Origin of the sequence: Mesorhizobium sp. M2A.F.Ca.ET.042.01.1.1 (assembly GCF_003997405.1) — a bacterium.
Lineage (GTDB): Bacteria > Pseudomonadota > Alphaproteobacteria > Rhizobiales > Rhizobiaceae > Mesorhizobium.
Genome location: NZ_RZRX01000167.1, coordinates 1 through 14,365, shown reverse-complemented (window position 1 = coordinate 14,365; position 14,365 = coordinate 1). Strand labels below are relative to the sequence as shown.

Genomic DNA, 14,365 nt, shown 5'->3' with positions numbered 1-14,365 from the left:
GGATGGAACTCGTCCGGAATGACCTCCGGAAAGGGCGCGCCGAAGACCGCGATCGACGAGGTGAACACAAGGCGCGGCGCGAAGGCCGCCAGCCGCACCGCGTCGAACAGCGCCCGCGTGCCGTCGAGATTGACCCGGTAGCCGAGATCGAAATTGGCTTCCGCTTCGCCCGAGACGATGCCCGCCAGGTGGAAGATCACGTCCGGACGCGGAGCCACGAGGGCCGCCATGGCGCCGGGCGTGGATAGATCGCCGGTGTGGATCGAGACATCGACGCCTGTGAGCGCCGGCGGCTGCGGCGCCACGATGTCATGCAGGTCGAGCGCCGTGATCTTGCGCCCGCGCAAGGCGCCGTCCCTGGCCAGCCGCGCTATAAGCTTGCGGCCCACCATGCCGGCCGCGCCCGTGATCAGAATTCTCATCTCAGAGACCTTTCTTGCGTTGGCTGCGTCCGCGCAGCCATAGGACGACGAACAGCCCGACCATGAAGACCACCGCGATGACGGCCGCCAGCACCGTCGACACCTTGCCCGCGGCCAGCATGATGGCCGGCAGGAAATAGGCGGCGAGACCGAACACGAGCAGTATCACAGCCGCGGCAATCGCCGCGTTGCGTGTGTCACGATCCATCAGCAGGCTTTCCTGGCTTCGAGGCTGTTAGGCATAATCGTGATCAGTGATAGTGCCGGCGATCGGCGGGCGCGCCATGCGTATGATCGTGATCATGGTGATGGCCATGCTCGTCATGACTGTCGGCGCATTGTCCGAATTCCGGTTCGACGGTGGCATGATCGATGCCGTGCTTGGCGGCAAGCCGTTTCTTGATGGCGCTCACCGCTACATGCGGATCGACGCCGTCATTCAGGCAGGCATGCAGCGTCGCCATGTTGGAGGTGCCGTCGAGCGACCAGACATGCATATGATGCACCTCGCGCACGCCCTTGACCGCGCCTTCGATGTCCTTGGCGATCACGTCGCGATCGAGGCTTGCCGGCACGCCTTCGAGCAGGACATGCGCCGCCTCGCGCATCAAAGACCATGCCGTCGACAGGATCAGCAGCGACACAAGGACGGAGAGGATAGGATCGATCGGCGTCCAGCCGGTTGCCAGGATGATGAGGGCTGCTGTGATTGCCGCGGCGGAGCCCAGCAGGTCGCCCAGCACATGCAGGATCGCGCCGCGCATGTTCAGGCTCTCGCGGTCGCCGCCATGCAGCACGAAGAAGGAGGCGATGTTGACCAGCAGGCCTGCCACCGCCACCACCAGCATCGGCCCGCCAAGCACGGGCGCCGGGTTCATCAGCCGCCCCCAGGCCTCGTAGACGATCCACAGCGCGATGACGAAGATGGCGATGCCGTTGGTGTAGGCGACCAGCGTCTTCACCCGGCCGAAGCCATAGGTCAGACGGCCGGTGGCCGGGCGTCCGGCGAGATGGAAAGCGTACCAGGCAAGACCGAGCGCGATCGAATCGGCAAGCATATGGCCGGCGTCCGCGAGCAGCGCCAGCGATCCGGTGAGCAGACCGCCGAACGCCTCGGCGACCATGAAGCCGCCGGTCAGGCAGGCCGCGACCAGCACCCGATTCTTGTCGGTCGAGCCATGCACATGCCGAGCGCCGTGGCTATGACCGGCGGAACCGTGATCATGCGAACCGTGCGCCATCGTCAAACTCCTGTTACGCTCCGAAGTCGGCGCGAAAATCCTCAAGCCGCCGCTTTTGGCCGCCTTCGTCATCGAAATTCGCTGGATCGAGCCAGCCTTCATAGGCTTTGCGCAAGGCCGGCCACTCCTTGTCGATGATCGAATACCACGCCGTATCGCGGTTTTCACCTTTGACCACAAGGTGCTGGCGGAAGATGCCTTCGAACTTGAAGCCGAAGCGCTCGGCAGCGCGCTTCGAGGGCTCGTTGCGGTTGTTGCATTTCCACTCGTAGCGGCGGTAGCCGAGATCGTCGAAGAGATATTTCGCAAACAGGAACTGCGCCTCGGTCGCCGCCGGCTTGCGCGAGATCAGCGGACCCCAATAAATGTTGCCGATTTCACCGACGCCGTTGGCGGCGTCGATGCGCATCAGCGTCTGGCGTCCGGCGATCTTGCCGCTCGCCTTGTCGATGACGGTGAAGAACAGCGGATCCTCGCTGGCTTCCGCCTTGTCGAGCCAGGGCTGGAAGGCTGCGCGGGTTTCCGGCGGGTAGTCGGGCAGCCAGGCGAAACGTCCGCCGACATCGGAAACCGAGGAGGCCTCGTAGAGGCCGTCGCCATGTTTTGCCACGCTCAGCGGCTCGAGCCGGACGGTGCGGCCCTCGATCGCCTTGCGCTCCGGCCGTGGGCGCGGCTGCCAATTCTTCAGATCTTCCGACACCGACCCCTCCAATCCGTTGACTTTTCCCAGCGGACGGTCACAAAAACGCTCGCCCACAGAAAGAACCACAGGGACGGGAAAAATGCTCCACACGATCGCGGCCTTCGACCGTCTTGGCGAGGAAAACGCCTTTGCGGTGCTGGCCAGGGCCACCGCGCTTGCCCATCAGGGCCGCGACATCGTCAATCTCGGCATCGGCCAGCCCGACTTCAAGACGCCGCAGCACATCGTCGAGGCGGCGATCAAGGCGCTGCGCGACGGCCACCACGGCTACACGCCGGCCAACGGCCTGCTCGCCACCCGCGAGGCGGTCGTGCGCCGCACGCTGACCACCACCGGCGTCGAGGTCTCGCCTGAGAATGTGATGATCCTGCCCGGCGGCAAGCCGACCATGTTCGCGGCGATCCTGATGTTCGGCGAACCCGGCACTGAGATCCTCTATCCAGATCCCGGCTTTCCGATCTACCGCTCAATGATCGAGTTCACCGGCGCCACGCCGGTGCCGGTGCCGATCCGCGAGGAGAACGGCTTTGCCTTCTCGGCCGACGAGACGCTGGCGCTGATCACGCCGAAGACCAGGCTGCTCATCCTCAACTCGCCCGCCAATCCGACCGGCGGCGTCACGCCGCGCGCCGAGATCGAGAAGCTGGTCAAGGGCCTGGAGAAGCATCCTGAGGTCGCCGTCATGTCCGACGAGATCTACGACGTCATGACCTATGACGGCGAGAAGCACTGCTCTCTGCTCAACTTCCCCGAAATCCGCGACAGGCTGATCGTGCTCAACGGCTGGTCGAAGACCTGGGCGATGACCGGCTGGCGCATGGGCTGGTCGATCTGGCCGAACGGCGACAGGGGCGCCCATCTCTACGACAAGGTGCGCAAGCTGGCCGTCAATTGCTGGTCCTGCGTCAATGCGCCGAGCCAGTTTGCCGGGATCGCGGCGATCGACGGGCCGCAGGACGATGTCGAGAAGATGATGCGCGCCTTCGACAACCGCAGGAAAATCGTCGTCGAGGGCCTGAACGCGCTCCCCGGCATTTCCTGCATCACCCCGAAAGGCGCCTTCTACGCCTTCCCCAACGTGTCGAAGACCGGCTGGAAGGCCAAGAAGCTCGCCTCGGCGCTGCTGGAGGATGCCGGCGTGGCGCTGATCGGCGGCCCCGATTTCGGCGTGCTCGGCGAAGGGTATATCCGGCTTTCCTACGCCAATTCCGAGGAGAACATCCTGCGCGCGCTGGAGCGGATCGAGGCATTTCTGAAGAAGTGAGCTGTCAGGCGCTTATCCGCGCCCGACAAACGGCATCTTCGTCGCCATCACCGTCATGAACAGCACGTTGGCGTCGAGCGGCAGGCTGGCCATATGCAGCACCGCGTCGGCGACGCGCTGCACATCCATCACCGCCTCGGCGGCGATCGAGCCATTGGCCTGCGGCACGCCGACCGTCATCGGCTGCGCCATCTCGGTCAGCGCATTGCCGATATCGATCTGGCCGCAGGCGATGTCGAAGGGCCGGCCGTCGAGCGCTAGCGTCTTGGTGAGCCCGGTGATGGCGTGCTTGGTCGCCGTATAGGGCACGGAACCCGGGCGCGGCGCATAGGCCGACACTGAGCCGTTGTTGATGATACGGCCGCCCATCGGCTTCTGCCTCCGCATCGCGCCGAAGGCGGCGCGCGCGCACAGGAACGAGCCGGTGAGATTGACGCCGACGACGTCGTTCCAGACCTCGACCGGGATCTCGTCGATCAGCGTCGACTTGTAGCCCATGCCGGCATTGTTGAAGAGCAGGTCGACGCGGCCGAAGGCCTCGAGCACAGTCTCGAACATATCGTCGACTTCCGCCGCCTTGCTGATGTCGCAGGCGACAGCCAATGCCTTGGCTTGCGTCTTTCCCGCATCGGCGATCGCCTCCTCCAGCAACGTCTTGCGCCGGCCGCAGAACACCGTGTTCCAGCCTGCCTGGAGCAGCGCGGTGGCGACGCTCTTGCCGATGCCGGTGCCGGCGCCGGTCACGATGGCGGTCTTCTCTGCTATGGCGGTCATCGCCGTCCTCCGGTCATCGACGGAAAGACGTGGCATCGCAAATGCAGGCGGTCATGGCAAGCCGCTCTTGGCGACAAAGCGGAGGCCAACAAAAAGGGCGGCCATTGGCGACCGCCCCGATCTGAACCGCGCTTGGGAGGAGGATAAGCCGGTCCGACTGATTAGAATGATGCGCTTGCTGGGTTAACGAGAGTTTAAAGACCGGCAAGACGTCGCCTGATGGCGTTTACCACACCGCTTCACCAAGGCGAGCTCGGCGCGCTGCCAGCCGGCACCTTGGCCGCGGAAACGGTCGCCTCGACATGGTCGATCAGCGCATCCGGCAGGCCGAGCCGGCCGGCGAGCAGGTCGAGATAGCCGCGCTCGGCGCGTGTGTCGGGATCGATGGTCAGACGCGAGGCGGTGTAGAGTTCCAGCTTCTGTGCATCGGTCTTGGCGCCGGCGACCAGCGTGTCAAGATCGAGGGGTCTATCGAGCTCGGCAAGCAGGAATTTCTCCGCTTCCGCGCCGATGCCGGCGAGCTTGAGCTTGTCGGCGATCTTCTTGCGCTCTTCGTCGTCGATATGACCATCGGCCTTCGCCGCAGAGATCATCGCCCGGACCAGCGTCAGCGTGAACTCGGCCTCGCCCTGGGGCGCCGCCGCGGGATCGAAAGCGGTATCGGCCGGCGGCGGCAGCAGTTCAGGCTCGCCGGACGCAGGCGCCTGCGCCGGCTCGTTGCCGGCCTTGTAATTCTGATAGGCCTTGTAGGCGAGGCCGCCGATCGCCGCCAGACCGCCGAGCTTGATGGCCGCGCCCGTCACCTGCCGTCCGGTGCCGGTGCCGAGCAGCACGGCGGCAAGCGCTCCGGCAGCCAGCGGATTGTCCTTCGCCATCTGCACCGCCTGCCCCGCCTTGTCGCGAACGGTCGAGCCCGTGCCGGGAACTTGCGAGCCGAGAAGGTCGTCGAGCAGCTTCTTGGGGTCGAGCATCAATGCCTCCAGAATTGGCCCGGCCGAATGCGCGCGGGCAAGGTTTCGGACCGGCAAGAGGTAGGCCCCGCGCCTTGACATTACAATGACGACCAGCTTTTCGGTCGCAGGCCGCTCTAGCTGCCGATATGGCGCTTGCCGCCGCGCGCCTGCGCAAGTTCGACCTGACGGTGACGTTCGGCATAGCGCTCGCGGTCCGCATCGGACCGCCCTTCGAAGCAATGCGGGCATGAAACGCCGATTGCGTATTTCGGCGACAGCCGGTCCTCGGCCGTCAGCGGATGCCGACAGGCGCGGCAGAGTTCCGCTTCTCCCTCGGTCAGGCCATGCGAGACGGACACCCGCTCGTCGAACACAAAACACTCGCCTTGCCACAGGCTCTCCTCTGCCGGCACGTCCTCCAGATATTTCAGGATGCCGCCCTTGAGATGGAAGACGTTCTTGAGGCCGAGCGACTTCACATAGGCCGTCGCCTTCTCACAGCGAATGCCGCCGGTGCAGAACATCGCCACCTTGCGGCCTTCGAGCTCCTCACGGTGCTCTTCCACCCAGGCCGGAAACTCACGGAAGCTGCTGGTCTTGGGATCGACCGCGCCCGTGAAGGTGCCGAGCGAGACTTCATAGGCGTTGCGCGTGTCGATGACGACGGTGTCGGCATCCGAGATCAGCGCATTCCAATCGGCCGGCGCGACATAGGCGCCGGCGCTGGTTGCCGGATCGATATCCTCGACGCCCATGGTGACGATCTCGCGCTTCAGCCGCACCTTCATGCGGTGGAACGGCATCTCGGCGGCGCTGCTGTATTTTACTTCCAGCCCGGCAAGGCCTTCGATGGCCTGCAGATGGTCCACAAGCGCGGCAATCGCTTCCTCGCTGCCGGCGACGGTGCCGTTGATGCCTTCATGCGCCAGAAGCAGAGTGCCCTTGATGCCGCGCCCGCAACAAAAGGCGGCGAGCGGCGCGCGCAGGGCCTCGTATCCGTCGAACCGCACGAATTTGTAGAGCGCGGCGACGCGGACGGGCTGGATTTCCTTGGCTATTGTCATGGCAATGCCACTAGACCGTGCTGAAAGCCGTTTCAAGGCAAGGCTACCGGCACATGACGACGCGGCATCACGACACGCCACCTTTCATGGACTTGGCATACCCCTTCTGCTAATCGGTTTAAAACGATCGAAACGGAGACCAGCACATGACCAGCAAGACCGAAAAGCTCCTGTCGCTCCTCAACGGTCAGCCGGTCATCCCGGTGCTCAAGATCGCCAATGTCGCCGATGCCGTGCCGCTCGCTCGCGCTTTGTCGCGCGGCGGTTTGCGGGCCATCGAGATCACCTTGCGCACCGCCGATGCGCTGGAGGCGATCCGGCGCGTCGCGGCCGAAGTCGAGGACGCGATTGTCGGCGCCGGCACCATCCTCGATGCCAGGCAGTTCGACGAAGCCGCCCGCGCCGGCTCGACATTCATCGTCAGCCCCGGCATCACCAGCCAGCTTCTCGAGGCGGCCAAGGACAGCCCCGTGCCGCTGCTGCCCGGCGCGATCACCCCCGGCGAGATCATGGCCGCGCGCGAAGCCGGCCTGCGCTTCCTGAAATTCTTCCCGGCCGAGCAATCCGGCGGCATCGCTTCCCTGAAAGCTTTCGCCTCGCCGCTGGCGGACGTGAAATTCTGCCCGACCGGCGGCATAGCGGCCAAGAACGCCGCCGACTATCTGAGCCTGCCCAACGTCATCTGCGTCGGCGGCTCCTGGGTGGCGCCCGACGATCTCATCAAGGCCGGCAAGTGGGACGAGATCGAAGCGCTGGCGCGCGAGGCGAGCAAGCTCAAGAAGTAGTCAGCGCTTTCACCAGGGCAGCGCGCCGTCCTCATCGAAATAGCCGCCTGTCGGTCCGCCCGGCTCCAGCGTCGCCAGCCGCACGATGATCTCGGCCGCCTGCTGCACCGTGCGGCCGCCTCTGTGCGCGTTGAGGTCCGTCGCGGTGTAGCCGGGAGCGGCTGCATTGACCATCATGCCGTGCGGCGCGAGTTCCCTGGCGAAGGCGAGCGTAATGGCGTTGAGCGCGGTCTTCGAGCTGCCATAGCCCATGACGTTGGGCGACTGGCTGTTGCCGGACGCGCGCGCCAGCGATCCGAGATAGCTGCTCACCATGACGATGCGGGAAGCGGGCGATGCCAGGAGCAGCGGCAGGAATGCCTGCGTGACCCGCACCGGCCCGAAGACGTTGACGTCATAGGTGGCTTTCATGTCCGCGATGCCCTCCTGGCTCGGCGGTCGCCGATAGCGGCCGTCCGCGCCCAGCGCCTCGACATAGCCGGGAGCGATGCCGGCATTGTTGACCAGCACATCCAGGCTGGGCGCCCTTGCCGCGACAGTTTTGGCCGCGGCCGCCACGCTGTCGTCGCTGGCGACATCGAGCGCGAGCCATTCGACATCCAACCCCTCATCACGCAATGCCTGCGCCGCGGTCTCGCCACGATCGGCGTCGCGCGCGCCGAGCCATACCTTGTAATCCAGTGCCGCCAACCGCCGGACGGTCTCACGGCCGATGCCCTTGTTGGCGCCGGTCACCAGCGCGTTCCTTCTCGTCGTCATGTCCATGTCTCCTGTTCGGTGACCCAGAGATGACGTGAACCGGCTTGCGTCGCGCGCCAAAAGCTCTCAGCCTCTTGCCTAATCCTCTCAGGTGCGCGTCTTCGCGTCACCAGGTTCGTGTCTTCGCGGGCGCGTCAGCGCCTCGCTTTGTTGCTTGGCCGCGATGGATCGGCAATGCTGGAACGATGAGTGACATACTGCAGGAATTGATCGCCTTGGCCGGGCGCCATGCACGGGGACGGCGGACGACGACGGCCATTCCGCGCGTCACCATCGGCCGCAGCGAGCTTCCGACGCCGCCGCTGCCCGAGCTCTGCCAGCCGACCGCGCTTCTGGTCCTGCAGGGGACCAAAACGGTGCTGATCGGTGACCGCACGCTTGCCTACAGCGCCGGCAGCTATTTCGTCTACGCGGTGGAGGCGCCAGCCACCAGCCAGTTGATCGAGGCCAGTAGAGCCTCTCCCTACATGGCTCTCGCCTTCCCCATCGATATCGAGTTGATCGCCGGGCTGCTTATCGACCATCGATCGGCGATAGACGGCGACAGCTTCGTCACCAACACGGCCGATGACGACTTGCTCGACGCCTGGCGACGGATGCTGCGGCTGCTCGATCGGCCGGAAGAGATTCCGGTGCTGGCGCCCATGCTCGAACGCGAGATCGCATTCCGCCTGCTGCAAGGCCCGCAGGGCGAAAAGCTGCACCAGCTCGCGCGCGCCGATGGCCGCCTGTCGCAGATCCGCCGCGCCACCGCCTGGATCCGGTTGCATTACAACGAGCCGATCGATGTGACGCAGCTGGCCGAGCTCTCGCATATGAGCAACGCCGCCTTTCATCGCCATTTCAAGGCGGCGACCGCGATGAGCCCGATCCAGTATCAGAAGCAGCTCCGCCTTTTGGAAGCGCGCCATCTGCTGATTGCCCAACCGGGCAGCGCAGCGCAGGTTGCTTTCACCGTAGGCTACGAAAGCGCCTCCCAGTTCAGCCGCGAATATGCGCGCCAGTTCGGGCTGCCTCCGGCGCGTGACGCCGCGCGGCTTCTGGCCAATGGCGAGGCGGCCGCGCTGGAAGTCGACTGAACATAAAGACCCGCCGGCTTGCGCCGCCCCCCTCACGGGAAGTTCAAGCCGGTGCAGCTCGGGCAATGCCGGATAACGCCAACCGAGGACTGGTTCCCGCTCATGGATTCGAACCACGATTCACGCCTTCAAAGGGCGCTGTCCTACCATTAGACGAAGCGGGAGGCTGACGGTCTGGACGCAACATGAAAAACAAAAGCCGCGCTTCAAGTCCAGCGCGGCTTCTCTTCGGTGTCTCTCAAATGGCTACTTCGTCTGGAAACGGGCGACCGACAGGAACTTGACCGCGTTGCCGCTGAAACGGCTGGCATCTTGCATCTCGCCACTCGTTTGGAAGCCGGCGGTGTACACTTCGCTCGGCGGCGTATGCACGATGTTATAGGCATAGCGCGGAGCCGTCGTCGGATCGGAAACCGAAGCAATGTTCACGCCGCTGCCCAGCGCCCAGCGCGCGGCCTGCGGCGCTGCCGCCACCACCATGGCCTTCGGTCCCGGCTTGAGGTTGCGGGGCGAAGCTCTGCCTTCCTTGGCCGTCGTCTTCACGCCGGCGCCGATCGCCTTCGTGGGATCGCTGCCTGCCGGAAGGGCGGCGATGGCCTGGCGTGGCGAGGCAGCATCGGCCCCTGACGGATCGTTGAACGCCGAGCGCGGCTCCGGCTGCGTCAGCGACGCAAGCTGGTATTCGGCGCCGGCGCCGCCGGCCTCGACGGTCGCGTTGGCCTGTTCGAGAACGGCCTTGACCTCATCCTGCTTGCCGGGCTGCGGCCGGGCGGTCGGCAGCACGGAGAACGCATCGGTCGCGCTCTTGTCCTGCGAAGCCGTCTCGGCCAGCGCCAGAAGCACGTTCTTGTCCTTCGACGCCAATTCGGCCGGCGTCGAGCGATCGGGGCGCCAAGTCGGAAGCGGGATGTTGTTGACCGCCACTTGCGCTGGATCGGTGCCAGCGGCCTCGGCCGCGCTGGCGGCGCCGAACGGAACCTTGTCAGGCAAGGGCGCCTGCGCCGTCGAAACCGCCTGCTCGGTCGTCGCCGAGGCATCCGCCATGGCGAACGGCACGTTCTCCGGCGTCTGCTGGCCGACATCGACCTTCGGACGCGGCGCGAAGTCGGGCAACGGGATTTCCTTGGGCGGCAGCGCGGCGATGATCGTCTCGGGCGTATCCTGCTGCGGCTGCTGCTGATCATCGGCGCTGTCATCCGCGATCTGCGGGACGTTGGCGCGCTTGGCATCCTTCGGCGAAACGATCGCGATGCCCGGGAGGTTGCTGTTGCGTGCCGTCGCGGCGCTCGCGACCTGAACCTGCTTCACGGCTTTCTGCTGAGGCGCCGGAGCGCTTTCGTCAGCCGCGTCATCGGCCTCGTCGGCGCCACCGCCGAACAAGGCGGCAAGCAATCCGCCGGACCGCTTGGTCGAGCCGCCGGCGCTGGCCAGTTCGATGTTCGGGGTGCCCGCGCCCTTGCGCGCCTGATAGGCGGCCAGCGCCTGCTCATAGCCAGGCAGCGGGCGCCCGTCGCTCGGCACATGCAGCGTCTTGCCGTTCGGGAACAGGCTGACCAGTTCCTGGCGGCTGATGCCCGGCCAGTGGCGCACATTGCCGACATCCATATGGACGAAGGGGGAGCCGGAGGTCGGGTAGTAGCCGACGCCGCCGCCCTGCATCTTGAGGCCGATGTTGCGCAGCTTCTTCAGCGGCACGCCGGGAATGTAGAAGTCCATCGCCTTGCCGAGCATGTGCTGGCTTTTCTCGGCGACGCCGCGGCTGCGCGAACGCAGCATCGCGTTGGTCGACGGCGAACGATAGCCGCAGACGACCTGGATGTAGTCGGTCGCGCCGGCTTCGCGATAAGCTTCCCAGACGAGGTCGAGCAGCCGCGGGTCCATCTTCGTCGGCTCGTTGCGGCGCCAGTCGCGCAGGATGATGTTGATCTTGCGCAGGCCTTCCGGATCGTAGCGGCCATTGCGCTTGTAGACGATCTCGGCCTTCTCGTGCGTGTGCAGGTGATAGAGCTTGAGCGTACGAACCTCAGCCCTGGCGCCCGACATTGCCGCGGACAGAAACCCGACAGCCAAAATCACAAACGTCAGCCACCTCGGCCAGACGCTCATGTGAAAATGCCGCCCGTTTGTGTGTCGTTCGACTTTGTTCAAATCAACTGGCTTTCAGGCTGCCGTTTGTCCCCGGATTTGACCAAACGGATGCGTGGTTTTCACATCCGAATATCGATCCTAATGGTTAATCATCGTTTATTGAAGCCGAAATGCGGTAACACCGTGGCGATATCCCGTCAAAAATGATGCACAGCATTTCGTGGTAAACCGCTGGTTTAGATCAAGAATCCGGCCCCGGCCAGAACACGATCTGTTACCGTTAGCGTTAATGCGTGATCCTCGGCAACGCCAACCGCTGAAAACCTTGCGTTTTCACATCAAAAGCGACAATTTGACTCGGATTTTAGGCGCGCAAGCTGGTTCGACGCTTGCCCCTCAGGAGGCAAGCCGGTCGACGCGACCAGCTTCGGGATCAATGCCATATTCCTTCAACTTGCGGTAGAGGGTCGAACGGCCGATGCCCAAACGGCGCGCGACTTCGCTCATCTGGCCATTGTAATGATCGATCGCCAGCTTGATCATCTCGAGCTCGACATCGGCCAGCGCCCGCACATTGCCGCGCTCGTCCAGAGCCCGAAGCGTTCCGAGCCGCGGCTGCGGCCGCGCCGGTGACTCGCCGTCGGCAAAGGCGGACCCCACTGTCTCGGCAATCGACTCATCCGCCGGAGTGGACACCCCCTCGACCGTTTCGGCAACGGTGGATGTCGTTTCCGCTCCGAGATTGACCGTACCTTCCACCTGGGCCCGGATTTGCGGGAACTCCTCCTCGGTTAGCACGTCGCCCTCGGCAAGCACCGACGCGCGGAAGACCGCATTCTCCAGTTGGCGGATGTTGCCCGGCCAGTCATAGGCCTGCAGCATCGCAAGCGCTGGCGCCGATATGCCGGCAAGGCGCCGGCGCGGATCGGCCGGCGCGACCTTTTCCATGAAGTGCCGGACGAGATAGGGAATGTCGTCGCGGCGGTCGCGAAGCGGCGGCACGAAGATCGGATAGACGTTCAGCCGGTAGAACAGGTCCTCCCGGAACTTGCCGTCCTTGACCTGCTGCAGAAGGTTGCGATGCGTGGCCGAGATCAGGCGGATATCGACCTTGACGGTCGAACGGCCGCCGACCGGATCGACCTCGCCTTCCTGCACGGCGCGCAGCAGCTTGACCTGGACGTCGAGCGGCAGATCGCCGATCTCGTCGAGGAACAGCGTGCCGGAATTCGCCTCGACGAATTTGCCCGTATGCTTCTCGGTAGCGCCGGTGAAGGAGCCCTTCTCGTGGCCGAACAGGATCGATTCGACGAGATTGTCCGGGATGGCGCCGCAATTGACGGTGACGAACGGCTTCGAACGGCGATCGCCGCTGCCTTGGATGGCGCGCGCCACCAGTTCCTTGCCGACGCCGGATTCGCCCTCGATCAGGATCGGGATGTTGGAGGCCGCCGCCTTCTGCCCGAGGCGGATCACCCGGTCCATTGCCGGGCTGCGCGTGATCATGTCCTTGAAGGTGAGATGGCCGCCGCCGCGTCGCCGCGATGCGCGCTTCATCTCGTCCTCGACGGCTTCCACCTTGAGCGCGTTGGAGATCGCGGTCTGCAGCCGGTCGGGCGACGCCGGCTTGACGACGAAGTCGAAGGCGCCGTGCCGCATCGCCGAAACGACGGTCTCGATGCCGCCCTGGGCCGTCTGCACTATGACGGGAATGTTGATGGCGCGCTCGCGCATCGCCTTCAGCACGCCGATGCCGCCGAGGCCGGGCATGACAAGGTCGAGAATGACGACGGAGACCTCGCGCGCGTTCGGCCCGTCGAGCACGTCGAGGCCGGCCTCGCCGCTATCGGTGACGATCGCGGTGTGCCCGAACTTGGTCAGCGCGGCCTCGACCAGCCTGCGCTGCACCGGATCGTCATCGACTATGAGTATGGAACCTGTCATGACTGTTTGAGTTTTCCGCCCGAGAAAATCCCCATGGATCATCTTGGCACAGGGTTCTAAATAAGGTTTCAAAAAACCCGGTGAACGAATTCCTTAGGATTTGACCGGCTTCCTCCTTCCCTCTGATTTGGCACCGATTCAAAGTTCAAAGAAGGTATTGCTGATGCGCATGGAATTTGGTCATCGGCTTGGGGCGCCAGCGTCCGGACACGGCGCGGCGGAGCTTGGCGATCTGCCGGAGTGGAATCTCGCCGATCTCTATTCCGGCATGGAAGCCCCCGAGCTGAAGCGCGACATCGCCAAGGCGGCCAGCGACGCCATCGCCTTCGAGACCCGCTGGAAAGGCACGCTCGCCGCGGAAGCCGGGCGCGGCGGCGCCGGCCGGCTGGGCGAGGCGCTGCAAGCCTATGAGGCGCTCGAGGAACTGATCGGCCGCATCGTCTCCTATGCCGGCCTCGTCTATGCCGGCAACACCGCCGATCCGCAGCGCGCCAAGCTCTATGGCGATGTCCAGGAAAAGATGACGGACGCGAGCGCCCATCTTCTGTTCTTCGCGCTCGAGCTCAACCTGGTCGACGATGCGGCGATCGAGAGCGCTCTGGCCGCCGACAAGGCCTTCGGCCACTACCGGCCATGGGTGCTCGACCTCAGGAAGGACAAACCCTACCAGCTCGAGGATCGCGTCGAGCAATTGTTCCACGAAAAGTCGGTCACCGGGCGCGGCGCCTGGAACCGCCTGTTTGACGAGACGATGACCGACCTGCGCTTCGACGTCGACGGCGAGGAGCTGACGCTTGAGCCGGCGCTCAACCGGCTGCAGGATTCGAATGGCGAGGTGCGCCGCCGCGCCTCCGAGGCGCTGGCCGCCACGTTCCGCAAGAACCTGCGCACCTTCACCCTCATCACCAACACCTTGGCCAAGGACAAGGAAATCTCCGACCGGTGGCGCGGCTTCCAGGATATCGCCGACTCGCGCCACCTCGCCAACCGCGTCGAGCGCGACGTGGTCGACGCGCTGGCGGCGGCCGTGCGCGAGGCCTATCCCAGGCTGTCGCACCGCTATTACGCGATGAAGGCGCGCTGGCTTGGCACGGAGGTGATGAACCACTGGGACCGCAACGCGCCGCTGCCGGAGACGCCGAAGGCTGTGATCCGCTGGGACGACGCCAGGGACACGGTGCTCTCCGCCTACCAGCGCTTCTCGCCCGACATGGCCGAAATCGCGCGCGGCTTTTTCGATCGCAGGTGGATCGACGCGCCGGTGCGGCCGGGCGACTTGCCCGGCGCCT

13 protein-coding genes, 1 tRNA gene and 1 pseudogene are annotated in these 14,365 nt (G+C 64.9%); 4 read left to right on the top strand and 11 right to left on the bottom strand.

The annotated features are described in order from the left end of the window. The 4 genes from EOA23_RS22880 to EOA23_RS22865 form a co-directional block, all read right to left on the bottom strand. The coding region (locus EOA23_RS22880; RefSeq protein WP_127305820.1) for an NAD-dependent epimerase/dehydratase family protein at positions 1 to 422 on the bottom strand (422 nt) is incomplete at its 3' end. Between the two features lies 1 nt (position 423). Then, complete coding sequence (locus EOA23_RS22875) at positions 424 to 630, bottom strand: hypothetical protein (protein ID WP_126059583.1); 207 nt, start codon at positions 628 to 630, stop codon at positions 424 to 426. A 43-nt stretch (positions 631 to 673) separates the two neighbouring features. Continuing rightward, positions 674 to 1,663: a cation diffusion facilitator family transporter gene (locus tag EOA23_RS22870; protein WP_127305819.1), complete on the bottom strand. Its 990-nt coding sequence runs from the start codon at positions 1,661 to 1,663 to the stop codon at positions 674 to 676. A 13-nt stretch (positions 1,664 to 1,676) separates the two neighbouring features. Then, positions 1,677 to 2,363: a GNAT family protein gene (locus EOA23_RS22865; RefSeq protein WP_127305818.1), complete on the bottom strand. Its 687-nt coding sequence runs from the start codon at positions 2,361 to 2,363 to the stop codon at positions 1,677 to 1,679. 82 nt (positions 2,364 to 2,445) lie between these two features. Between EOA23_RS22865 and EOA23_RS22860 the strand changes: the two genes are divergently transcribed. Further along, positions 2,446 to 3,630 carry a pyridoxal phosphate-dependent aminotransferase gene (locus EOA23_RS22860; protein ID WP_127305817.1) on the top strand — a complete coding sequence of 395 codons (1,185 nt, stop codon included), beginning with the start codon at positions 2,446 to 2,448 and terminating at the stop codon, positions 3,628 to 3,630. A gap of 12 nt (positions 3,631 to 3,642) precedes the next feature. On the opposite strand, the gene EOA23_RS22855 is transcribed toward EOA23_RS22860, so the two are convergent. From EOA23_RS22855 to EOA23_RS22845, 3 genes are all read right to left on the bottom strand, one after another. Next, on the bottom strand, positions 3,643 to 4,404 hold the full coding sequence (locus tag EOA23_RS22855; RefSeq protein WP_127305816.1) for an SDR family oxidoreductase: 762 nt from the start codon (positions 4,402 to 4,404) through the stop codon (positions 3,643 to 3,645). Between the two features lie 239 nt (positions 4,405 to 4,643). Continuing rightward, complete coding sequence (locus EOA23_RS22850) at positions 4,644 to 5,375, bottom strand: tellurite resistance TerB family protein (RefSeq protein WP_127305815.1); 732 nt, start codon at positions 5,373 to 5,375, stop codon at positions 4,644 to 4,646. A 116-nt stretch (positions 5,376 to 5,491) separates the two neighbouring features. Further along, positions 5,492 to 6,421: a rhodanese-related sulfurtransferase gene (locus EOA23_RS22845; protein ID WP_127305814.1), complete on the bottom strand. Its 930-nt coding sequence runs from the start codon at positions 6,419 to 6,421 to the stop codon at positions 5,492 to 5,494. 146 nt (positions 6,422 to 6,567) lie between these two features. Here EOA23_RS22845 and EOA23_RS22840 point away from each other — a divergent pair, with 146 nt between their 5' ends. Further along, positions 6,568 to 7,206 carry a 2-dehydro-3-deoxy-phosphogluconate aldolase gene (locus EOA23_RS22840; RefSeq protein WP_127305813.1) on the top strand — a complete coding sequence of 213 codons (639 nt, stop codon included), beginning with the start codon at positions 6,568 to 6,570 and terminating at the stop codon, positions 7,204 to 7,206. 9 nt (positions 7,207 to 7,215) lie between these two features. Here EOA23_RS22840 and EOA23_RS22835 read toward each other — a convergent pair whose 3' ends face one another. Beyond that, on the bottom strand, positions 7,216 to 7,965 hold the full coding sequence (locus EOA23_RS22835) for an SDR family NAD(P)-dependent oxidoreductase (RefSeq protein ID WP_127305812.1): 750 nt from the start codon (positions 7,963 to 7,965) through the stop codon (positions 7,216 to 7,218). Positions 7,966 to 8,150: 185 nt separating this feature from the next. Between EOA23_RS22835 and EOA23_RS22830 the strand changes: the two genes are divergently transcribed. Further along, positions 8,151 to 9,044: an AraC family transcriptional regulator gene (locus EOA23_RS22830; protein WP_127305811.1), complete on the top strand. Its 894-nt coding sequence runs from the start codon at positions 8,151 to 8,153 to the stop codon at positions 9,042 to 9,044. Between the two features lie 90 nt (positions 9,045 to 9,134). Here EOA23_RS22830 and EOA23_RS22825 read toward each other — a convergent pair. The 3 genes from EOA23_RS22825 to EOA23_RS22815 all read right to left on the bottom strand — a co-directional run bounded on the left by EOA23_RS22825 (position 9,135) and on the right by EOA23_RS22815 (position 13,076). Further along, positions 9,135 to 9,208, bottom strand: a tRNA-Gln gene (locus EOA23_RS22825). An 82-nt stretch (positions 9,209 to 9,290) separates the two neighbouring features. Beyond that, on the bottom strand, positions 9,291 to 11,150 hold the full coding sequence (locus EOA23_RS22820; RefSeq protein ID WP_127305810.1) for a DUF882 domain-containing protein: 1,860 nt from the start codon (positions 11,148 to 11,150) through the stop codon (positions 9,291 to 9,293). Positions 11,151 to 11,528: 378 nt separating this feature from the next. After that, the gene (locus tag EOA23_RS22815) at positions 11,529 to 13,076 is read right to left on the bottom strand and encodes a sigma-54 dependent transcriptional regulator (protein WP_127305809.1); all 1,548 of its coding nucleotides are present in this window, start codon (positions 13,074 to 13,076) and stop codon (positions 11,529 to 11,531) included. Between the two features lie 163 nt (positions 13,077 to 13,239). Here EOA23_RS22815 and EOA23_RS22810 point away from each other — a divergent pair. Then, a pseudogene (locus EOA23_RS22810) lies at positions 13,240 to 14,365 on the top strand (oligoendopeptidase F); the annotation flags it as partial.